Genomic DNA, 23,211 nt, shown 5'->3' with positions numbered 1-23,211 from the left:
TGTTTTTCGTTTTACTTTTTAGCGGTTGTTCCTTGAGTAAGCAAAATCTCAGCTTCACAAATAGCAGCATACAAACCATCGATATGGGCAAGTTTAAGGGGTTAATGATTATCGAAATAGCATCCTTAAATTATCCTGACTCAACAGCTCACACACAAACTAAACCTTTATTTACTGACATCGATAAAGATAATTTCAGTGAATCTTTAATTCAATCCCTTAATAAGTCAGACGTGCGGGTTTTACCATCAGCCCAAACCAAAATACACATAGATTTTACTCAGATTGCCATGTTCGAAGACACACAAGGCTCAACAATGAAAATCACCGCCGATCTAGTTGTGAGTTGAAATGGCATTGTCACTAGAAAAAGCATCGAGATTAACAGCAAAGCTAAGCTCACCATTGGCCGCACAAAAGACAACGGTGTGAAAATGTTTATTCAGAAGCTGGGAGAGTTGTTAAGGGAACAATCGTCGTTTAAGCGATAGGGAAAGGAGCTCAGGGATAACCATAATCTTAAAAAATCATAAATCGCACTGAAAACAACCCAGATAACATCAATTCGGAATACTTCGTTTATCGAATATTTAGAAAACGTCTTCTTCTCTTATCCTAAAAAACTTCAGTTCATTTAAAGATTCCATGGGTTCCCATTTGCCTCCATTCACAACTATCTCTTTTACTCCAAGCCTACTAAGGCTGCCTTTTGTATAATACCAACCAACATACTGTGCTTCCCACGAGGGTAAAAAATTATTGCTCTCACCAATGGTCGTAATTCTTTGCTGAACACCTATAAAATCAAAAAATTCTTTTTCTCTGATGATAAGTTTTTTTCTGTAGCTTTTATATTTATCGATCAATATTTTTCTTTTTAAAATAGGGCGTTGTTCTAAAAATGTATCATTCTCAGTCGATTCGCTTGTTGCACCACCGCGGAACGCAATAAGCGAATTTCTACTCACATATTTAACATTTCCTGCCGTAAACACATAGTTAGCACAAGAAGACAAACAATAAGAGTCAACTCTCACATGTGGGACATTTGAATATATAAATGAACCCAAATCTAATCCTTTATTTACTTCTCCCCCCTTACTTTGAATAGCTATTAAATTGATAGCCTTATTCTCTTCATATAACTGGAACACCTCATTACTTAATACCGTAGTGAGATGCCCAACGTAGTAAATCACATTATCTTTTACCCAAACACGATTATTAGAATTCGCACATAGAACTCTTATATCTCTGAAATATCAAAACGAACAATTAGTTTTTTAAAATATATCACATAGCAAAATTTAGACGTCTATTAAAAGTCTGCAATAACCGCTAATGGCACAAGCATCTCCGTCAGGTTTAGCGCTCGACTGTCCGCTTTCTGAGTTTTTCTGACGTGATATGTGTCGATCTAATGTTGAATATTTAGCTAAAAGAGTGGAAGTCATTATAGATTTTCCATCGCATGTATTCCCCAGTGGCTACTATGGGTCTCACTGTAATGGCTAACAAAACGATAATGTCTAATGTCTAATGCTTGATGCGTTATTGTTGATTTGTTGACCATACTTATTATGGATATACCTCCTAAAAACATATAGCCTTTGGTTTGATGATAGTAATTGAAATTAATCCTTAGAAAGATAAGATGCCATTCAAACTTTAGATGCTTTTAAGCCATCAAGAGTATGACTCTAGTTGAGTTTAGAGTCATTGGGTGAAGTGGCATAGTTAATTTGGCCACCTATTAAGAGATGTTATGCTATCAGCATAGCAAGATTAGGTGCCAAAGATGAGTAAAAGAACAAGACGGACATTTAGTCCTGAATTCAGATTAGAAACAGCCCAATTAATTGTCGATCAAGGTTACACGCATGACGAAGCAGCTAAAGCCATGGGAGTGGGGTTTTCAACCATTGGCAAATGGGTGAAACAACTTCAACAAGAGCGCCAAGGTGTGCGTGTGAAGCCAACACCCATGACGCCAGAACAGCTTGAAATTCGTGAGTTGAAGAAGCGTAATGAACGACTTGAATTGGAAAAGGAGATTATAAAAAAGGCTACCGCTCTGTTGATGTCGGACTCCATGAACAACTCTCGGTAATCGAGAAACTGAGTCAGAGCGATGCACGCCGTTATTCAATAAAATTTTTGTGTGAGGTATTTGGAGTCCACCGCAGCACATATAAATACTGGTTTAAGCGAGATAAACGCATTACACCAGAAACGGCTAAATTGCACAGTCAGGTAAAAGAAGTCCATCGTCAAAGCAATGGCTCAGCTGGCGCAAGAACAGTGGCAATCATGGCAACCAATAATGGTTACCCATTGTCTCGTTATCGCGCTGGTAACATCATGAAGAAGCTTGATTTAGTCAGCTGTCAGCTGCCGAAACATGCTTATAAAAGAGCGACACAAGAGCATGTAGCCATCCCCAATACATTGGATAGGCAGTTTGCAGTAACACAGCCAGACCAATTGTGGTGCGACGATGTGACGTATATTTGGACGGGTAATTGCTGGGCTTATCTAGCGGTTGTTATGGATTTATTTGCACGAAAACCTGTTGACTGGGCGTTGAGTCATTCGCCCGATAGTAACTTAACTTGCCAGGCATTAATCATGGCTTATGAAAGTCGAGGAAGACCTAAAGAGGTCATGTTCCATTCCGATCAGGGAAGTCACTATACAAGTCGCCAATTTAGGCAGTTAGTGTGGCGATATCGTTTGACACAAAGCATGAGTCGACGCGGTAATTGTTGGGATAATAGCCCAATGGAACGCTTCTTTAGAAGCTTAAAAACGGAATGGATACCGATAACCGGCTATTACAGTTTTAGTGAAGCAAAGCACTGTATCAGTGATTATATAATTGGTTATTACAGTGAAATTAGGCCGCATTCATACAACGGTGGATTGACGCCGAATGAATCGGAATATCGGTATTGGAAATACTATAAACCTGTGGCCAAAATAACTTGATCACTTCAATCAATAACACCTCATCCTTAAAGCCATTCTGATGTATTAAATCATTCAATATGTATCATAAGCCAATTATTATTGGAGATAAAAAAATCATAGATTATTATCTAAAGCTGTCACTTATTTTAAAATCATTAGGATGTTCATGAACCAAACATTAGTTAAAAACGGATTGCTTGCTGCAGGTCTATTGAATATTGGCGGTGTACTTTTGTTTTCACTAGGGTTTACTAATACCGCCATTAATCATGCAGACCCCATTGTGATGTCTAACTTCGGTCTTTTGATGATTGTAGTATGGGGCTTAGCATACATAGGCGCAGCCACTATAACGTCTAGTATAAAGTGGCTTGCCGCTGTGTTTGCGATTGAGAAACTTGTCTATGTTGTTATTTGGACTCGGTGGATGATGGATAACAGTCTATCTTCGCTTTATTCCATTGATGTTCTGGCAGGCATTTTTTATAGTATCTATGGTGCTAATGATTTTGTGTTTATGCTGTTTTTTGCTTGGTTGTTTGCATCTAGTAAGCAAACAAGATTTGCGTAAAACTGCCATTTAAAACGTAATGTTCACTGGGATTAGAAGTTAACCTTCACCCATAGCCCCAGTGATGTTATCAATCTTCGTTATCTTAATAACTAACTACGTTATTTTAAACCTGCTCTTTTAACTCATCGACCCATAAAGCCGTTGCACCACACACGGCTACCGGCATAACTAAAAAGTTAACAATAGGAATAAGCGAGAACACACTAACAGTAATTCCAAAGCTAAAACTTTGTGAGCGGTTGGCTTGCAATACGTGTTTCATTTCTCTAAATGACACTTTGTGATTATCAAAGGCATAGTCACAATACTGAATGGCCATCATCCAAGCTGAGAATAAAAACCATAATACTTGTCCGAACACAGGCAATATAAAAAATAACAATAAAAAGCCGATGGCTCTGGGTATGTAATACGTGAGTTTTGATAGTTCACGCCCTAACGTGCGGGGAATATCTTTAAATACATCAGTTAAACCAGTGTCGTCCATGCGTTGGCCTGTTAGGTGTTGTTCTACTTTTTCGGCTAACAATCCGTTAAAGGGTGCAGCAATCCAGTTAGCTAAGGTACCAAATGTTAGTGCAAATACTAATAAAATAGTGATAACAGCAATGGGCCAAATAATATAACTCAAGCCATCTTTTAACCAACTCAGCCATTTCCAATCAGGAATGAGTTCGGTTAACCAAACAATACTGCTACTGATTTCACCAAATAAGTAATAAAAACCTGCAGTAAACAAGATAAGATTAATGGCCAACGGGAAAAACACAAAGCGTTTCAAACCTTTGGTTGTAATTAATCTAAAACCTTGAAAAAAATAATCCATATTACACCTGTATAGCTGGTTGTTATTTATGTTTCAAGCGAATGAAAAACAACCGTTTTTCTAAAAATGATGCTGCGCAGTATACGTAATTAGCACGATGGGTCAAAACGAGAATTGTTACACTTGGTGACTTTTGGTACATTCAATCTCTGAAACACAAAAATAATAACAATTTTCGGAATAACTCCATTTTTATATGCGCCTAAAAAAAATTAAGTTGGCTGGGTTTAAGTCTTTTGTTGACCCAACCACTATACCTTTTCCAGATGATATGACTGCGGTTGTCGGGCCTAATGGCTGTGGCAAATCCAACGTGATTGATGCTGTGCGCTGGGTGTTGGGTGAAAGTTCAGCTAAAAATCTGCGTGGCGCTTCCATGACAGATGTTATTTTTAACGGTTCAACCGCACGTAAACCGGTTTCGCAGTGTAGCGTTGAATTGGTGTTTGATAATTCATCCGGGCGTATTCAAGGTGAATATGCAGGTTACAACGAGTTGTCGGTTAAACGTATTGTGACCAAAGATGCGCAATCCAGTTATTTACTTAACAACACTAAATGTCGTCGCCGTGACGTGACTGATTTATTTTTAGGGACTGGTTTAGGTCCGCGCAGCTACGCAATTATCGAACAGGGCATGATTTCTCGTTTAGTTGAGTCTAAACCTCAAGAATTAAGAGTTTTTATTGAAGAGGCGGCTGGAGTATCAAAATACAAAGAGCGACGCCGTGAAACCGAAACCCGCATTCGACACACCAAAGAAAACTTAGAACGCCTAGAAGATGTGCGTAGTGAATTAGGCCAACAATTAGAAAAATTGCAACGCCAAGCCACTGCCGCAAAGCATTACAAAGAACTCAAACAAAGTGAGCGTCGCTACAAAGCTGAATTAGCCGCTTTGCGCTGGTTACAGCAGAGTAAAAAAATCGATACTTTAGAAATAAGTATCGCCCAGAAAAATGCTGATATCGAAGCTTACATCGCCACTCAACGCAATGAAGAAAAAGACATTGTTGAATTCAAACAACAGCAACAAGATTTAAAGCAGCAGCTCAATGATACTCAGCAACAAGTGTTTAGGGTAAGCACTGATATTACCCGCATCGAACAGAATCAAATTCATACTAAACAAAGACGTCAGCAAATTGAGCAAGAATCTAATGCCCTGCAGATTTCTGTTAGTGATAATGAAACCCACCATCAGCAGAATATTCAAAAAATTGATGAATTAGCAGATCAACTCGCTTTAGCAGAGCCAGAAAAACAATTATCAGAAGAGCAGGTAGAGCAATCACAGAGTATTTTGTTTGAAGCGGAAGAGCAGTTTAGCCAACAACAACATCAATGGCGAAATCAAGAGTTAGAATATAATCAGCGCAAACAACAAGCTCAAAGTTGTCATAGTAAAATTCAGTCTTTGATGTCGATGCAAATGCGCACACAGCAGCGTATTGGTGAGCTTAAAGATGAGCTAGGCGAAGTCATAGACGATGAGTTAGTGACACAAATAGAAGCGTGCCAGCAAGAAATGCTGATGATCGAAGACCAGTTACAACAAAGTACTGAAAATGCACCGCAAACTTTGTCTATTCAGGACGATGCACAACTCAGTTTAAAACAAGCTGCCCAAAGCCAAATGCAGATAAGAGGTGAGTTACAAGGCATCGAAGCTCAGTTAGCCGCATTAAATGCATTACAACAAACCAGTGATCTGGATACAACCTCACAAAAATTTATTCAAAATCATCAACTCAGTACCCAACCCTGGTGGCAAACCTTAGATATTCAACATGGCTGGGAGGAGGCATTCGACACTATTACTCAGCAATGGCAGCGTGCCATTGTGTTGCCAAAAAATACTGAACAGGGCAGATTAGTCGAGTTGTCTGGTTCTGCTTGGTTGTTTCAAGATAGTTACATTGAGAATCACAGCCTCACAATTTCTGATAAAAGTATCGCCAATAAACTTAACAACAGCGGTGTGCCAAGCTGGTTAACTCATATTATGTGTGCCAACAGTCTTGAAGAAGGACTTGGGATGTTAGCCGAATTAGAGAATTATCAAAGTGTTGTCACTCCACAGGGGTATTGGTTAGGAAAGGGCTGGATGATCGTAGGAAGTGCTGATCAACAAACTGGTTTATTAAAACGCGCTAATCAGATTAATCAACTTGAAGGTCAACTTGCACTAGTGCAACTCAAAGTTTTATCTGCAGATTTAGCGGTTAGTGACGCTGAAGATAAACTGGTTGTTGCTAATCAAAATGCAGAAACAGGAAAACAGCAATTTGAACATCTGAAACTCAATTTGCAGCAAGCAAAGAATCAAGGGCAATTACTGGCACAACAGCAACAACAAAATATGGGGCGCAACACCCGCCTATCACAAGAATTACTGCGCCAACAGAATACTACTGAAGAAGAACAACAACAGCTTGAAGAGTTATCGATGCAAGCAGAAGAGCTCGAACAATCAGTAGAAATTCTTCAAGAGCAGCAACGTGAATGTGAGCTAATCCGCGAACAGCACCAGCAAAAAGTCTCCGATAATCGTACCCAGCTAGAAGTGTCTAAAAATAAGTTACACCAATTAGCTTTGCATTTACAAAGTTTACAAAGCCAGTATCAAGGGTTAACCGCCAATCAGCAGCGTGAAGCACAGCTGCTGAATAACATGCAGCAAAAGTTGAGTTTCTTAAAGGCTGAATTTGCTGAACTGGCTATGCCCCTAGAAAACCAACAAGAGTCGTTACAACAGTTGTTACAGCAAAAAAACACTTTGGATATTCAGCAACAAACGGATAATGAAATACTCGCCGTTGTAGACGAAAAGTTAACCGTAGCTGAAAAAGGTCAAAAAGGTGTCACTGATAAAATTCAGGTAATGCTCAGTGAATTGCAAAGCATTAAACTTGAATGTGAAGGTTATCGCGTCAGAGCTAACGGTGTATTAGAACAACTACAAGAAATGCAGCAAAGTCTTAAAACGGTGTTAGACACGTTACCCGAAAACGCAGATGAAAAAAGCTGGCAAACGCTATTAGATGAAACTATCGCGTCTGTGGCTAGGCTAGGTGCTGTTAACCTTGCAGCTGTTGAAGAGTATGATGTGCAGGCTGAGCGAAAACAACATCTTGATGACCAAAATGATGACTTAGTGTCTGCTTTAGATATTTTAGAACAAGCTATTCGTAAGATTGATAAAGAAACCCGCTCACGTTTTAAAGAAACATTTGATCAAGTAAATGAAGACCTAAAACTGTTGTTTCCTAAAGTATTTGGCGGCGGCACGGCTTATCTTGAACTGACTGACGATGACTTACTCGAAACAGGTGTGACGATCATGGCCAGACCCCCAGGTAAGAAAAACAGCACAATTCATTTACTTTCTGGTGGTGAAAAAGCGCTGACCGCTTTATCATTGGTGTTCGCAATTTTTAGATTGAATCCAGCACCATTTTGTTTGTTAGATGAAGTGGATGCGCCTCTGGATGATGCTAATGTGGTTAGATTTTGTAAACTGGTGTCTGAAATGTCAAAAACTGTACAGTTTATTTTTATTACCCATAATAAAATAGCCATGGAAATGGCAACACATTTAACCGGTGTTACAATGTCTGAGCCTGGTGTGTCACGAATGGTTGCAGTAGATGTTGATGAAGCTGTGGCAATTGCCCAAGCCTAAACACAAAATACATTACCCCTTTTAATGAAGAATAAAGAAGTACGAGTAAGTTAATGGAAGCAGATGGTTTACGTTGGTCGTTGTTAATAATAGGCAGTTTGGTGATTGTGGGTCTTGCCGTTCACGGTATTTGGCTCTCTCGAAAAAATACTGATAAGAAAGCAAACGCTAGCAAAAATAAAAAAGATCAAGAATATCAACCTTCCGGTTGGCAGTCTGATAATGATAGGTTTGACGAAGAGTTAAATTATGAAAATAACCACTCTGACGAAGACTCTGATATTAAATTTGATAGTGGGGAGGATGAAGTTGAATCTGATCTAGCTACCACCACCTCACCTAAAAATGAGTTTGATGATTTAGGCATAGGAACAGTGAGAGTTGTGTCTGCTGATAAGTCTAGTCATGTAAAAGTGGCTGTTGATGCTGATAAAGCTGCAGTAGAACACGCTCCCACAGCGAGTGTTCAAGTCGAGCCTGAAGTCGCGTCCAGTAAAATCTATGCTTCTGTAGTGACACAACCCAAGCCTGAATATGCTTCTAAATATACCTCTTTAGCGGCAGAAACAGTGTCTATTTTACAGCAAGAAAAAGCTTCATCAAACAAGACTCAGAAAATGGTTTCCCCAAATTTTTATGGGGCTTCTAATCATAACGTTGGCACTAATGATCATCACCAAGTGCCAGAGCCTCCCCCATTTTTATTAAAAAAAGAAGCGTCACATCCCGAGAATGAAAATGAACAGGTATCCAGCACTTTAGCCGAGCAGCCAACTAAGGCACATCTCCCTGCGGCTGAGATTAAAGAGTCTGAGAATAAAGAGGAAGAGGATAAAGCGCATGCCACTCTAGCTGAAAAACTAAGTTCATCGGAACAAGCTCGCACTGTGGTTAAGCGAAATAAAGCTGAGGCAATTAGAAAACGTCGTGATCCTAAAATTGCAGAAGAGCAAATGCATATCGATTTTGATGATCAACCGACTGCTAAACCAGAGCCTAAAGAGGAACTAAAAGCTAAGCCTGCTGAGTCTGAGCAACCACAAGAAGTGTTAGTGCTAAATGTTAAGTCTGCAGACGACAATCCTATTCCGGGATCTGCATTGCTGCCGATGTTACTCACTTTGGGTTTTAAATTCGGTGATCAAGATATTTTCCATCGTCATATTAATTCAAATGGCAAAGGGCCGGTATTGTTTAGCCTAGCCAATATGTTCAAGCCGGGTAATTTTGACATTGATAACCTTGAAAACTTCACTACTGGTGGTATTTCGTTATTTATGATTTTGCCAATTGAAGGTGAGCCACATCAAGTGTTTAACATGATGCACAACGCAGCCCGAAAAATTGCAGATGAGTTTTCAGCACAAATATACGATGGCAGACGTACATTATTGACCAAGCAAAGTCTGCAACAATACGTAGAAAAAATCCGAGAATTCGAACGTCAGCGTTTATTAAAAAGCTGATCTACTAAACTCCATACTATTCTTTTGCCCATGGATAAATATTCAGGGCAAAACTCAACTTTATTTTACTGGAATGCTTTATGGCAGCCTCGCAAGAGATTATTAATCAACTCGCTTTACTTAAAACCAGCATTGCAGAATGTAACTATCAATATTATGTATTAGACAATCCTAGTGTGCCTGATGCCGAGTACGACAGGCAGATGCAAGCATTACAGATAATAGAACAAAAATATCCAGAATTATTGACCGATGATTCACCCAGTCAAAAAGTAGGGGATATGCCCTTACCTGAATTTGAACAGGTGGCTCACGAGGTGCCTATGTTGTCGTTGGACAATGCCTTCGATAAAGACTCATTTTTAGCATTTGAAAAAAGGATGCAAGACAGGCTCAAAGACGATGCTGAAATTAGCTATAGTTGCGAGCCCAAGCTAGACGGTTTAGCTGTTAGCTTGTTATATGAGAACGGTAAATTAGTTCGCGGAGCTACACGTGGTGATGGACGTGTGGGTGAAAATATTACGTCCAACGTGCGCACTATTCGCAATATTCCATTAACATTACGCGGTGACAATTACCCGGAACGTTTGGAAGTGCGTGGTGAAGTGATCATGACCCGAGATGGTTTTGCCCGACTAAACAAAACTCAAGTAGAGCATGACAAAAAAGCGTTCGCCAATCCCCGCAATGCTGCCGCAGGTAGCTTACGACAATTGGACTCTCGCATTACTGCTAAGCGCCCGCTGTTATTTTTTAGTTATTCGTTAGGTTTGGTCGAAAACGAACAATATCCATTAGCGGATAGTCATTCAGCCAGATTAAAACAGTTAAGCGATTGGGGTTTACCTTTAAGTAAAGAGTTACAAGTCGCCCAAGGTGCAGAGGCGTGTTTAGATTATTATCAGCATTTAGGTAATATTCGTGATGCACTTAATTACGATATTGATGGTGTTGTGTTTAAAGCTGACAACATTGAATTGCAACAACAGCTTGGTTTTGTTGCCCGTGCGCCGCGTTGGGCCATTGCCCATAAATTCCCAGCTCAGGAAGAAATGACGGTGGTGCAAGATGTTGAATTTCAGGTGGGACGAACAGGTGCCATCACACCTGTGGCAAGGTTAGAGCCCGTTTTTGTGGGTGGTGTAACCGTATCTAATGCTACATTGCATAACCAAGATGAAATTCAACGTCTTGGTTTAAAAATAGGCGACACCGTGATCATCAGACGGGCAGGGGATGTGATCCCGCAAGTTGTGTCAGTAATTGTTGATAAACGTCCCGACAATGCACGAGACATAGTGTTTCCAGAAACGTGTCCAATCTGCGACTCAGCTATCGAAAAACTTGAAGACGAAGTCGTAGCAAGATGTACCGGCGGCCTTTATTGTGCTGCCCAGCTTAAAGAATCAATGAAACATTTTGCCTCGCGAAAAGCGTTTGATATTGATGGCTTAGGCGATAAAATTATCGAACAATTAGTCGACCAAAAATTAGTCAAAACACCTGCGGATTTTTTCAAGTTAGAGTTTATGCAAATTTCTAATTTAGATCGGATGGGCGAAAAATCTGCTGCTAATTTAATTCAATCTCTAGAGAAATGTAAACAAACCACATTAGCTAAGTTTATGTATTCACTAGGTATTCGAGAAGTAGGTGAGGCCACAGCGACAAACTTAGCTGCGTACTTCTGTGATTTGGAAACGATTAAGAAAGCCGATTTGGAAAGTTTACAAGAAGTAAGTGACGTAGGCGCAATTGTGGCTCAGCACGTCGTTAACTTTTTTGCAGAAGAGCATAATGTTCAAGTAATCGACGAATTATTAGTGGCAGGGATACACTGGCCTAAAATTGACAAAATAGAGGTGGATTCTTTACCTCTTGCAGGGCAAACCTTTGTGCTTACAGGAACTCTAGAACAAATGGACAGAAATGCCGCTAAGGCTATGCTTCAATCTTTGGGTGCAAAAGTAGCGGGAAGCGTGTCTGCTAAAACTAGTTGTGTAGTAGCGGGTGAAAAGGCTGGCTCTAAGTTAGCAAAAGCTGAAGAACTAGGCGTTAAGGTACTTAATGAACAACAAATGTTGGATATGTTTACTGAACTTGGAGAGCTTATTTAGATGGGATTGACACCGTCGCTATTAACTCAGCTTAGCCAGTGGATACATCCCTATTATAGTGAAATCGCCTTAACGATTTTGGCCACTATTTTAGTGGTGTATGGGGATGTTTTTAATAAACATATAAAACGTATGATCAGCCCTTACCATTTCGTGATCCGTACTTTTGTATTTGTACTGGTTTGCGCTTTTGGATACGGATTGTTAGTTGTGTTTGCCACACCTTATGTAAAACAGCTTATTTTGTGGGTGCCAAATTTATATCGTGGATTGATTGTTATTTCAGTATTTTTAATTTTAGGATATTTGGCCGAGAAAAGGCGTTATATTTAAATTTTTTATCAGACACAGACTAAGGAAGTGTTTAATGATTGGTTTATTAATCGTAATAATATTATTTTTGATTTGGTTGATACCCATAATATTAGTAGCAAAATCAAATCGAACTGAGGGAGGTGAAAAGGTCGCATGGGTATTGCTAATTATTTTTGTCTCTTGGTTAGCTTGGATATTTTATTTATTACTAGCCCCCCTGAAACCTAAGGATACCAAACCTAATAACCATTAATAAAATACAGTCTTCACTTTCATCGTTCCCATAATGAATAAAATCACCCCTCCAAATATTCACTTACAGACCATGTTCAAATTAATTACAACGGCTTTTAATCACAGTTATAACTTAACAAAGTGATTGTAACGTTTCATGCACCACTAAAAAAATTGTTAGAATAGTATCAACGCCATTGCCCATTGTTAGCTTCAACAACCTGTATGTATGCGTTTAATTTGTAAGTGAGGCAATTATAAAGTTGTATTTTGGATCAGATAATTTCAAATCAGTATGTTAAATCAAATTTTTTGGTGCAGTTCATTCATTTCTAGTCCGCAAATTATAATTAAGATATCTATTCTGATTCTTATATATGTCGAATGATTTTTAATTGTCGCTTAATAATCGGGGTATTTAGATTTTGTACGTTCCTTGATAACGCCGAATTTATTGCATTAAAAACCGATCTTTGTTTACCGTAAGTATGTAATTTTTCGCTAAAGTAATTAACATATTGTTAACCATTAAGCGTATTTACACATTGTTTTAGAAATAGTTGCTATCGTTTGTGGTGAAATGTGAGGTTTTCACGCGGCTGCAATTAAAGGGTTTTGATATTGCCTATCCTGTGCATTTTTGCGTAAGTTCCAATTAACTTATTTCTATCTGGGCTTATGCTTGCTTTATCAGCCAATCTATTACTGGCATTCAAATGAAAAAAGGTGGTCATAAATGAATAATCCTCGTCGGAATTTTCTTAAAAGTATGGCGCTAACGGGTGTGGCTTTAGGTACTAATGTCGCTCTTAGTATTGTTGCAAGCGCATCAGAGTCAAAATTATTACCATTAAAAGGCCGCATTAATCATTCTGTTGCGCGATGGACTTATGCTGATTTGACTATCGAAGAATTATGTCAGACTGTTAAATCAATAGGTTTTTCCGCTATTGATTTAGTTGGCCCAAAAGACTGGCCGGTACTTAAACGTTATGGCATCGATTCGTCTATGTGTAACGGCGCCGAAATCAATTTGGTTGATGGTTGGATCCATCCACAATTTCATGACGAATTGGTCGAACGCTACACACAACATATTGATCTGGTAGCTAATGCGGGATACACCAACTTGGTTTGCTTTAGCGGAAATGCCAGAGGCATGACCAAAGATACGGGGCTTAAAAATGCAGTAAAAGCGCTGCAGCGCATATTACCTCATGCTGAGAAAAAAGGTGTAGTGCTACAAATGGAGCTATTTAATAGCAAAATTGATCATCCGGATTATATGGCTGACACATCAGAGTGGGGAGTGGCTTTGTGTCAAGAATTGGACTCACCCAACTTTAAACTGCTATATGACATCTACCATATGCAAGTTAACGAAGGCGATATAATTCGCACTATAAAAAATCACCACCAGTATTTTGGCCACTACCACACCGCCGGTGTGCCTGGACGGAATGAAATTGATGAAAGTCAAGAACTGTATTACCCCGCGATTGCCAAAGCAATACGTGATTCGGGTTTTAGCGGCTTTTTGGCTCAGGAATTTATTCCTAAAGCAGATAACCGTGCAGGCAAAATTGAATCGTTACGTAACGCCATTCAAATTTGTGACGTCTGAATATGACATTTTTATACTCAGTGAACCAAATAGAGGGATTGAAAAGTGGCGAATAATTATTATGACGCAATAGTCGTTGGATCTGGCATCAGTGGAGGTTGGGCTGCGAAAGAGTTAACCGAAAAGGGGCTTAAAGTATTAATGCTTGAACGTGGCAAAAATATAGAACACGTCAAAGATTATAAAAATATGCACAAGGAAGCTTGGAATTATCCACACCGTGGTCGGCCTACTCAAGAAATGCAGAAAGATTACCCTGTGCTTAACCGCGACTACCCTTTAAATGAACCCACCTTTGGCATGTGGGCCAATGAAAAAGAGTCTCCTTACGTTGAAAAAAAACGTTTTGACTGGTATCGCGGTTATCATGTTGGGGGACGTTCATTATTGTGGGGCCGTCAAAGTTATCGTTTAAACACTGAAGACTTTATGGCTAATGCCAAAGAGGGTATCGCTGTTGACTGGCCAATCCGCTACGAAGATGTCGCCCCTTGGTACGATTATGTTGAGCGTTTCGCTGGTATCAGTGGTAATCGCGACGGTTTGGATGTTTTGCCCGACGGTCAATTTCAACCTGCCATGTTATTAAACTGTGTTGAAAAAGATGTTTCAGCACGGATTACCAAGGCGTTTAAAGGCTCACGTCACTTAATATCCGGTCGCACAGCAAATATGACTGAGGCTAAGCCGGAAGAAGGACGAACTAGTTGTCAGTACAGAAATAAGTGCTGGTTGGGTTGCCCCTTCGGTGGTTTTTTTAGTACTCAATCGTCTACTTTACCGGCTGCGGTAAAAACCGGCAATCTGACATTACGTCCCTTTTCGATTGTAAAAGAAATTCTTTATGACAAAAACAAAAAACGCGCTACAGGTGTAGTTGTTATTGATGCCCAAACTAACGAAAGTTTTGAATTTAACAGTAAAATTATCTTTGTTAATGCCTCGTCTTTTAATTCAGCTTGGTTGTTGATGAACTCGGCCACAGATGTATGGGAGGGGGGGTTAGGTAGCAGCAGTGGTGAGTTGGGTCACAATGTGATGGACCACCATTTCAGAATAGGGGCATCTGCTACAGTGGAGGGCTATGACGATAAATATTATTATGGTCGTCGCCCAAGCGGATTTTACGTACCACGTTTTCGAAACTGGGGTGATGATAAACGTGATTATTTACGTGGTTTTGGTTATCAGGGCTCCGCAAGCCGTCAGGGATGGGGAAAGGATGTCGCAGAAATGGGCTTAGGTGCTAATCTAAAAGATGCCATAAGCGAACCAGGCCCTTGGACTATTGGTATGACAGCCTTTGGTGAGATGTTGCCCGAACATAGCAATCGTATTTATTTGGACCCAAAGAAGACCGATAAGTGGGGACTCCCCGTGTTGGTCATGGACGTTGCTATTCGAGATAACGAAATACGCATGCGTAAAGATATGCAGCAGGACGCCGTCGATATGTTCGAAGCTGCAGGTTTGGGCAACGTACAAGGATTTGAAAGTGATTATTATCCAGGTATGGGTATTCACGAAATGGGTACCGCGCGGATGGGCCGAGATCCTAAAACCTCGGTACTTAACGGTCACAATCAGGTATGGGATGCGCTTAACGTATTTGTAACCGATGGTGCCTGTATGACGTCTGCATCATGTGTTAACCCTTCATTGACCTACATGGCTTTAACTGCCAGAGCCGCAAGTTTTGCGGTAGATGAGCTGAAAAAAGGGAACCTTTGATTATGAAAAGACGTGAACTACTAAAAATGATTGCCGCTGCAACAGGGACCGCATTTGTGGGTTCAAATGTGTTGGCCTACACCGTAATTCCTATGGTGAATAGCAAAAATAGCGGTTTCTCTAAAGATGAGATCGCATTTTTTAATGAAGTGGGCGAAAGCATTATTCCCCGTACTGATACGCCTGGAGCAAAAGATGCCGACGTTGGCAGTGTGATAGCCATATTGCTCGCTGATTGTTATACACAAGTTCAACGAAAAGAATTCAATGATGGGATCATGTCATTAAAATCAAAGGCTAAGAGTCAATATTCCAAGGATTTTTTATTGCTCACACCTGAACAGCGTCTACTCTTGCTTTCATCATTAGATGAAGAAGCCAATATATATAATAAAAAAATGGCCCTAGCTGAGACCCAAGACAGTGAAGACGGAACAGCAGTGCCGCACTACTTTTCGATGATTAAACAATTAGTATTGTTTAGCTTTTTCACATCAGAGTTAGGAGCAACCAAAGTGCTTAGGTATGTTGCCATTCCTGGCTCATATGACGGCGACTTTCCTTACAAAAAAGGCGATAAAGCTTGGGCTATATAAAAGCTCGGTATTTATGGTGTGAAAAGATACCTGATAATAAATATCCTATGAATAAGGACTTAAGTTAATGTTGTTGATGAAAAAAACAAGTCGTGTATGGCTTTTGATAGGAATGTGTACTGCCATTAGTGGTTTTAGTCTTGCTCAAGACGAACAGGCACAGCGAGAGAAAATGGCCCAAAAAAGTGAAGTTTGGGAGCCTGTGCCAGTCATAGTATCTGCACTTGATGGAAGTATGCCTTCAGACGCGATCAGTCTATTTAATGGTGAAGATCTAATTGCCTGGCAAGGTTTAGATGGTGGTGATGCACCTTGGTCTGTAAAAGGTGGCAGCTTTACGGTAAAACCTGCTAGCGGTGATATCAAGACTAAACAAAGTTTCTGCGATATACAATTACATATGGAATGGAAAACCCCCACAGATGTAGAGGGGCTTAAGGGGCAACAGCGCAATAACAGTGGTATTTTTCTGCAACAGCGTTACGAAATTCAAGTGTTAGATTCATACAACAATCCAACCTATGCCAATGGCCAAGCAGCCAGTGTCTATAAACAAAGTATACCTTTGGTAAATGTTATGCGACCTGCTGGTCAATGGCAGTCTTACGATATTATTTATACTGCCCCGCGTTTTGACGGAGCAACCTTGAGCAAACCTGCTTACGTTACTGTTATGCATAATGGGGTGCTGGTACAAAATCATGTTGAAGTTCAGGGTAAAACTGAATGGATAGGTGCTCCAAGTTATAAAGCTCACGGATGTGCACCTCTGCAACTTCAAGATCACGGTAATCAAGTGAGCTTTCGTAACTTATGGGTAAGAGAGCTTAATAATAAGCATTAAGGCTAGCTAAACCAGTCGCTATTTATATCCTCAATTCGCTCGGGGGTAATATTAAATCCAGCAAGAATGAGTTGCTTCGCCTTTATAAAGTCTCGTGGTGAGTTGATCGCATCCATTGCAATCAACTTGCCTGCTTTAAGATAGAACAGCGCAAAAGAATGGGTGCTCATATCCCCTCTAAGCACGGACATATCATAGCCTTGTGATAGTCCAGCGGTTTGCAACTTAACGTCGTATTGCTCTGACCAAAACCACGGTAACGCATTATAGTCGCTGTAAATGCCACAAATGTTTTTAGCCGCTATTTTAGCTTGTTCGGTTGCATTGGGCACAGACTCTAAGCGCAATCGAGTTGTGTAAAATGCATTAGGATGATTACTCACATCGCCAATAGCATAAATTGAAGGATCGTTGGTGCGAGTTGTTGAGTCGACCACAATACCGTTGTTACATTCGAGTCCGGCTTCCTCGGCTAATGCTTGATTAGGCTGCACACCAATGCCCACAACGGCTAAGTCAAAATGGAGTATTTCACCATTATTTAAGAAAGCTTGATATCCTGTCGATGTTCGCCTTAACTCGTTTAATCCCGTATTTAGCTTAATATCAACCCCGTTAGAAGCATGTAATGTTTGATAAAAATCAGACATTTCGGGATTAGTCACTCTTGAAAGTACACGCTCTTGAGTTTCTAAAACCACCACATTAGCGCCAATTTTGGTGGCTGAAGCAGCAATTTCTAGACCTATATACCCCGCGCCTACTATCAATAACTTAGTCCTAGGTGCTATATATTGCTTGATACGTTTTGCATCTGCCAAAGTACGTAGATAATGTACACATTCTAAGTCAGCACCAGGAACACTTAACTTTCTGGCGCTTGTGCCCGTAGCAATTATTAAGTGGTCATAATTAACATGCTCGCCGTTCTTCGTAGTCAGTCTTTTACTATTTCGGTCAATGTGTGCAACTGATATACCTAACTTAAGTTCGCAATCAAGTTTATCGTACAAAAAACGACTCTTAATGGGTAACTGCTGTTCGTTAATACTGCCTAACAAATACCCCTTTGAAAGTGGTGGACGTTGATAAGGTAGGTCATTTTCATCGCTAATCATCACGATTTTGCCATTCCATTTACTTGCTCGCAATGCAACCACTGCAGCCGCCGCTGCGTGTCCACCGCCAATAATTAATACCGTTTTCATTATTATTTTTCCTAACTATTGATTTTCATAGATATTAAGATGCAGCCAAAGTATAAAAAAGCTATTCACTGTCTATTCAATAGACGTTGATTTGAGTTGTTCACGGTATTCATTTGGTGGGCAGTGATACCACCGCTTAAATGCACGTCGAAAGTTAGCGCTGTCATGATAATTCAATAATCCCGCAATCGATTCGACAGACAGTTCCGTATCACGTAAATAATTAAGTGCCTGCTCAGCCATTATTTTTTCTTTTATTTGTCGAAAGCCGGTTCCTTCTTTTATTAAACGCCGCGCCAAAGTTCGCTTGGTAATGAACATCAATTCTGCGACAGCATCCTCAGACAATCGCCCTGGTGGATAGGATAATATTAATTTTTTAACTTGATAGGTTATTGATAATGTATCATCAGGTAATTGCGACAACATTTGCTGGCATTGCTGTAAAGCAATCACATAGTTTTCATGGTTAGACGAAACGTTTTCAATATCTTTTAAAGCCCTAGGAATTTTCAAACAATTACGCGCGCAAGAAAACTCTACTGGGCAGGGGATAAATTCAGCATAGCGCTCAATATAATTAGGCTCTGCAAGAGAAAACTGCAATTGGCCATCAAACAGCTCACGACCGAGCACAAATTCGATACAGGCTAACAACGACATAGAAGCTGCATCCAGTATTGTTCTGAACACTGTGTTATCAGCATCGAGTATCAAATCAAAATAACATTTAATCCACTCATCCGATTCCTCTAAACTCATTTCAATAAAACTCATTCGGGTTGGAATAAACTCTTGAAAAGAGCGAACCGCTGTCAATAACGTTGGACTACTGTTTGCCAGAAAACCTAGAGCACCATGAGTAGGTGGAGTTAATTTTTTGCCTAATCGAAGACCTATTGATTCATCTTTTGATATGCGTAAACCGTTCATCACAATCTGAACTTGTTGCGCTGGCGTAAGCAACGTGTCTTCACTCATCAGCTGCGCTGACGTTAACGTGGTCGCAAATAATAAACTGCTTAATTCACGCTCTTGCAAATCAAGCTCACGAGCAATCAAGCGGGAGTAATTTGCGGGAATACTCGGAACCTGCTCTATAACTTGCGAACTCGACATATCAACAGATCCTCATGACTAATAAAACTTAGACGTCAGTGTTATTTACTGATAGAAAATAGTCAATAAACAGTCAACTTATGACTCCCAAATGTCAAAATATGACCTCCTATAAATATTCCTAACGATTATTATTTAGCCACTACATCAGGACAACAATGTTTGAAATTGGAGAGGAATATGGGTCACATAATTTTCATAGAGCACTTAGGGGAGCAACACACAACTCCCATTGAGGAGGGAAAATCCGTGATGCAAACCGCTATCGACAATGGCATTCCAGGTATTGACGCAGACTGCGGCGGTGTATGTGCGTGCGGTACCTGTCACGTCATCGTTGATGAAACTTGGATTGACGCTGTTGGTGTTGCTAATGATGATGAAATCATGATGCTGGATTTAACCCCAGAAAAAGCAAAAACGTCACGCCTGTCTTGCCAAATTAAGACAACCGCAGCAATGGACGGCATGATCGTTCGCTTACCTGAATTTCAAATGTAGTTGTCAACACAGGAAACCGTAATGAACAGTTTAACCAATACTACCGCTGAGCCCGTTGCAACGTCATCAATAACACCAACGCCTGCTGTAAAATTTATCGAACAACCCATAGCTGACGTATCCACTGTCGCGTTAGAAGACATAGATGTCAGCAATCCCTTTATGTTTCGTCAGAATAAATGGCAGTCCTATTTTAAACGTTTGCGGGATGAGTGTCCTGTGCACTATCAAAAAAACAGCCCCTTTGGTGCTTTTTGGTCTGTAACACGTTTTGAAGACATTATGTTTGTTGATAAAAATCACACCTTATTTTCCTCCGAGCCTGCTATTGTTATTGGCGACAGACCGGCTGATTATATGCTCGACATGTTTATCGCGATGGACCCGCCAAAGCATGACGCACAGAGACAGGCTGTGCAGAGTGCTGTTGCGCCGAAGAATTTAGCTGAAATGGAAGAGCTTATTCGGGAGCGTACGGTTGATGTTTTAAATGACTTACCCGTGGGTGAAAGTTTTGACTGGGTTGAGAAAGTGTCGGTAGAATTAACCACGAGAATGCTGGCCACTTTGTTCGATTTTCCCTATGAAAAACGCCACAAGCTGCCGTATTGGTCTGATCTTGCTTCAGGCAGTCCAGAAATGACCGGCGGCCTAGTTCAAGACGATGAGCGTGTTGCGGGCATCACCGATTTAATGACTGAATTTTCGCAACTTTGGCACATCAAAGCTGCGCAAAAAGCGGCTGGGGAGCAAGGTGGTTTTGATTTGATTAGCTTAATGCAAGCCAACGATAACACTAAAAATATGGTCGACACCCCTTTAGAGTTTCTCGGCAACCTTGTATTGCTGATCGTTGGCGGTAACGACACCACACGTAACTCAATGACAGGTGGAGTTGATGCATTGAATGAATTTCCCCAAGAATTTATCAAACTCAAAAACGATCCCAGCTTAATTCCCAATATGGTGTCTGAAATTATTCGCTGGCAAACGCCATTAGCGCACATGCGCCGAATTGCCACCGAAGATGTTGAGCTTAACGGCAAAACTATCAAAAAAGGTGACAAGGTGGTGATGTGGTATGTATCAGGTAATCGCGATGAACGCGTCATCAACAACCCCGACCAATTTGTGATCGATAGGGATAAAGCCCGTAATCATCTGTCGTTTGGTTTTGGCATTCATCGCTGCATGGGTAACCGTCTAGCGGAAATGCAGTTGCGAATACTATGGGAAGAAATATTACAACGCTTTGAAAATATTGAAGTCATCAACAAGCCTAAGTATGTACAATCTAATTTCGTAAAAGGCTATACAGAGTTAAGGGTAAAGCTTACGGCTAAAGTTTAACGATGATTTTATATGAATCATCCAAATCTGTTGGGGCAGTGCGAATGAAATCGAGCATCTGCATCGACTGATTATAAATAATCTTTGTGGGACCACCGACACGTTAGGTGCCGGTGGGTTTTGTTGGCGCTACTGTAACGGTAACTGCACTGTGCCAGTTAAGTTTATTGCGCTGGGGATGCGCGAAAAACCAAGAGTATACTGCGGATGAAAACCGTAGAGCATCAGACCAACTTGATCGCCTGATTGCAATTGAGTACTGGTACCGATAAGTTCAGTTTGACGTGCGCCAGTGCCGCGCATAGGCAGAATTTGTTCATGTAACAGTTTTGGGCTGAGCTGTCCAAGCCGCATAACCCCTAGTCCAACAAACACCCGCGGATCTAGTGCTGCTTCTCCTTCTATGTTCAAATCTGCCAGAGGTATACCTGCGAGGATTTGTTCGCTGGCGGCGCTATACAAGGGTACAAATCGCGGGGCGGTTCCTAGTTCTGCTAGCAAAGCTGCAGGTTGAGTTTCTACAAGCTCAGTCAGAAGTGTCGCTACCTGTTCTGGCTCGATGTTTACCAAACCAATCAACGCCTTGGTGAGTAAACTGACTGTGTCAGCAGAAAGTCGGCTCAGCACTTCGGCTTGGGTCGATGGATCAAGCTTTCTTAGTAGATTGAGAATCACGTCGACAGAGGGTGGGCCAACCAGTAAGTTACCACTAGCAAAATGTTGGACTAACCCACCTTTAGGTACCTCGTCGCTTACCACTCCCTGAATACGTTCTTGGGTAAGACATACGCGTGGAATAGGTATATAACGTTGCAATTTACGCAGTTTGCCATTGAGGAACGTGTAAGACAAATCGGCAATAGTGTAACGGGTATCGCCGCACTGCACATCATTAAAAAAGCCCCCTGAGTTGGTAGTTCCTCCGTCAGAACCATCTTGGAAGGCTGGCAAGATATGCCCACCCTTAGTGAGAAGCAGATAAGCATCATTACCAGCATTACGCAGGCACTCGTAATTCCAAGTGGCTTCATTTAAATTGAACAGTGTGTCGTTGACACCCTGAATAAATAAAGCATCTACCATTGGCACGCCAAGACCATCAGGCTTGCAATATGCTTTAAGACCATTGCGGGCCAAACGTTTAGAACCTTCCTCACTTGCTGTACCAGTCAAAGATTCTGCATATGCTTGCGTTAGCCAAGGGGCTTGACTTTCTCTAGCAAGAGCACCTAACACTGAAAGCCATAATGTCTTTGGTATACGTTCTGGGCTCAAGCTGTAAGGTAAGTCGTGCCAAGTCATCGCAGGTACTATCGCATCAAATCGCGGATCGATACTGGCTCCAACCAGTTGGAACCCACCGCCATAACTCAATCCTATTCCGCCCACTAGTGGATCACCTTTTAAATATGCTAGGTGAGGTGACATGCCACCTTCAGCCCAGTCAAGGAGAGTCTGAACGTCACGACCTTCAATCTCAGGGTCCTGAGAATTGGCTTGACCGCCGCTATCACCAAATCCGCGTTGATCAAAGGTGAGTACAAAGTAACCTGACTCCCAAGCCTTACGAGCCGTTTTGGTGAGCGAGTCTGTTTCACTTAGATCGGTGGAACGACTGCCGCCCCAGCCGTGACTATACATAAGTAAAGGCGCTGGTTGACCCTGTTTTAACGTTGGTTGATATACCGTTACCGCGATGTCTGTGCCATCAAATGAGGTAATGGTCAGGTCATATTTGAGCTGCGATAGCGCCGGCCCACCGCCGTTAATGGCTCTGGCTATTTCTCTCTGATTTTTGTTGTTTTTGCCTGCTGCATGAGCTGGCGAAGTGGTAATGCCAACCAGTGCAATACTTGCAACTACGAGACCCAAAGCAGCGCATCGGGTGATTCTAAGGTAGGTGTTACGGATCATAATGGTGCCTCTTTTTATTGTTTTAAGTGAAAACTATTACGTGTGAAGGGTTCATTCCAAGGTGGTTATCGAAATCCTTTACACCACTGGTGTATCCTGAGCATAAATTAATTTAGTTAAACGTTACTTTGAGT

General features: G+C 40.9%; 18 protein-coding genes. 13 read left to right on the top strand and 5 right to left on the bottom strand.

What is annotated here, in order from left to right; genetic code table 11:
• Window positions 1–32: 32 nt before the first annotated feature.
• Window positions 33–350, top strand: a complete 318-nt coding sequence (locus C427_RS12770) for a hypothetical protein (protein WP_226991204.1) — start codon at window positions 33–35, stop codon at window positions 348–350.
• Window positions 351–590: 240 nt separating this feature from the next.
• Here C427_RS12770 and C427_RS12765 read toward each other — a convergent pair whose 3' ends face one another.
• Window positions 591–1,154: a hypothetical protein gene (locus tag C427_RS12765; RefSeq protein WP_226991205.1), complete on the bottom strand. Its 564-nt coding sequence runs from the start codon at window positions 1,152–1,154 to the stop codon at window positions 591–593.
• Between the two features lie 644 nt (window positions 1,155–1,798).
• On the opposite strand from C427_RS12765, the gene C427_RS12755 reads away from it, so the two are divergent.
• Window positions 1,799–2,988 (top strand): IS3 family transposase gene (locus C427_RS12755; protein WP_407636130.1). Its coding sequence is split into 2 segments (ribosomal slippage): window positions 1,799–2,057 and window positions 2,057–2,988, totalling 1,191 coding nucleotides; the frame shifts between segments, so codons are not numbered across the junction.
• Window positions 2,989–3,136: 148 nt separating this feature from the next.
• A complete protein-coding gene (locus C427_RS12750) occupies window positions 3,137–3,541 on the top strand; it encodes a hypothetical protein (RefSeq protein WP_007640036.1) in 405 nt (134 codons plus the stop codon).
• A gap of 106 nt (window positions 3,542–3,647) precedes the next feature.
• Here C427_RS12750 and cysZ read toward each other — a convergent pair whose 3' ends face one another.
• Window positions 3,648–4,370, bottom strand: a complete 723-nt coding sequence (gene cysZ, locus C427_RS12745; protein WP_007640038.1) for a sulfate transporter CysZ — start codon at window positions 4,368–4,370, stop codon at window positions 3,648–3,650.
• A gap of 196 nt (window positions 4,371–4,566) precedes the next feature.
• Here cysZ and smc point away from each other — a divergent pair, with 196 nt between their 5' ends.
• The 8 genes from smc (at window position 4,567) to C427_RS12700 (ending at window position 16,985) form a co-directional block, all read left to right on the top strand.
• Window positions 4,567–8,055: a chromosome segregation protein SMC gene (gene smc, locus C427_RS12740; protein ID WP_007640040.1), complete on the top strand. Its 3,489-nt coding sequence runs from the start codon at window positions 4,567–4,569 to the stop codon at window positions 8,053–8,055.
• A 53-nt stretch (window positions 8,056–8,108) separates the two neighbouring features.
• Window positions 8,109–9,521 (top strand): cell division protein ZipA, encoded by a 1,413-nt coding sequence (gene zipA / locus C427_RS12735; protein WP_007640043.1) that lies wholly within the window; start codon window positions 8,109–8,111, stop codon window positions 9,519–9,521.
• Between the two features lie 80 nt (window positions 9,522–9,601).
• Entirely contained in the window at window positions 9,602–11,641 is a 2,040-nt protein-coding gene (gene ligA, locus C427_RS12730) for an NAD-dependent DNA ligase LigA (protein WP_007640045.1), read from the top strand.
• A complete protein-coding gene (locus C427_RS12725; RefSeq protein ID WP_007640047.1) occupies window positions 11,642–11,974 on the top strand; it encodes a DUF3392 domain-containing protein in 333 nt (110 codons plus the stop codon). It abuts the gene before it with no gap.
• Between the two features lie 952 nt (window positions 11,975–12,926).
• A complete protein-coding gene (locus tag C427_RS12715; RefSeq protein WP_007640052.1) occupies window positions 12,927–13,814 on the top strand; it encodes a hydroxypyruvate isomerase family protein in 888 nt (295 codons plus the stop codon).
• A gap of 45 nt (window positions 13,815–13,859) precedes the next feature.
• Window positions 13,860–15,545 carry a GMC oxidoreductase gene (locus C427_RS12710; protein WP_007640054.1) on the top strand — a complete coding sequence of 562 codons (1,686 nt, stop codon included), beginning with the start codon at window positions 13,860–13,862 and terminating at the stop codon, window positions 15,543–15,545.
• Between the two features lie 2 nt (window positions 15,546–15,547).
• Window positions 15,548–16,141, top strand: a complete 594-nt coding sequence (locus tag C427_RS12705) for a gluconate 2-dehydrogenase subunit 3 family protein (protein ID WP_007640055.1) — start codon at window positions 15,548–15,550, stop codon at window positions 16,139–16,141.
• Between the two features lie 76 nt (window positions 16,142–16,217).
• On the top strand, window positions 16,218–16,985 hold the full coding sequence (locus C427_RS12700; RefSeq protein WP_226991206.1) for a 3-keto-disaccharide hydrolase: 768 nt from the start codon (window positions 16,218–16,220) through the stop codon (window positions 16,983–16,985).
• Window positions 16,986–16,987: 2 nt separating this feature from the next.
• On the opposite strand, the gene C427_RS12695 is transcribed toward C427_RS12700, so the two are convergent.
• Both C427_RS12695 and C427_RS12690 read right to left on the bottom strand, forming a co-directional pair.
• Complete coding sequence (locus C427_RS12695; protein WP_007640057.1) at window positions 16,988–18,193, bottom strand: NAD(P)/FAD-dependent oxidoreductase; 1,206 nt, start codon at window positions 18,191–18,193, stop codon at window positions 16,988–16,990.
• A gap of 72 nt (window positions 18,194–18,265) precedes the next feature.
• Entirely contained in the window at window positions 18,266–19,312 is a 1,047-nt protein-coding gene (locus C427_RS12690) for an AraC family transcriptional regulator (RefSeq protein WP_007640059.1), read from the bottom strand.
• A gap of 180 nt (window positions 19,313–19,492) precedes the next feature.
• Here C427_RS12690 and C427_RS12685 point away from each other — a divergent pair, with 180 nt between their 5' ends.
• Together C427_RS12685 and C427_RS12680 are read left to right on the top strand one after the other, a co-directional pair.
• On the top strand, window positions 19,493–19,813 hold the full coding sequence (locus C427_RS12685; RefSeq protein ID WP_034899753.1) for a 2Fe-2S iron-sulfur cluster-binding protein: 321 nt from the start codon (window positions 19,493–19,495) through the stop codon (window positions 19,811–19,813).
• A gap of 21 nt (window positions 19,814–19,834) precedes the next feature.
• The gene (locus C427_RS12680) at window positions 19,835–21,163 is read left to right on the top strand and encodes a cytochrome P450 (RefSeq protein ID WP_007640064.1); all 1,329 of its coding nucleotides are present in this window, start codon (window positions 19,835–19,837) and stop codon (window positions 21,161–21,163) included.
• Window positions 21,164–21,292: 129 nt separating this feature from the next.
• Here the strand turns inward: C427_RS12680 and C427_RS12675 are convergent, their stop codons facing one another.
• A complete protein-coding gene (locus tag C427_RS12675) occupies window positions 21,293–23,077 on the bottom strand; it encodes an alpha/beta hydrolase family protein (protein WP_007640066.1) in 1,785 nt (594 codons plus the stop codon).
• Between the last annotated feature and the right edge of the window lie 134 nt (window positions 23,078–23,211).

This window comes from Paraglaciecola psychrophila 170, assembly GCF_000347635.1.
Taxonomy (GTDB): domain Bacteria; phylum Pseudomonadota; class Gammaproteobacteria; order Enterobacterales; family Alteromonadaceae; genus Paraglaciecola; species Paraglaciecola psychrophila.
This window is presented reverse-complemented; position numbering and strand designations above follow the sequence as displayed.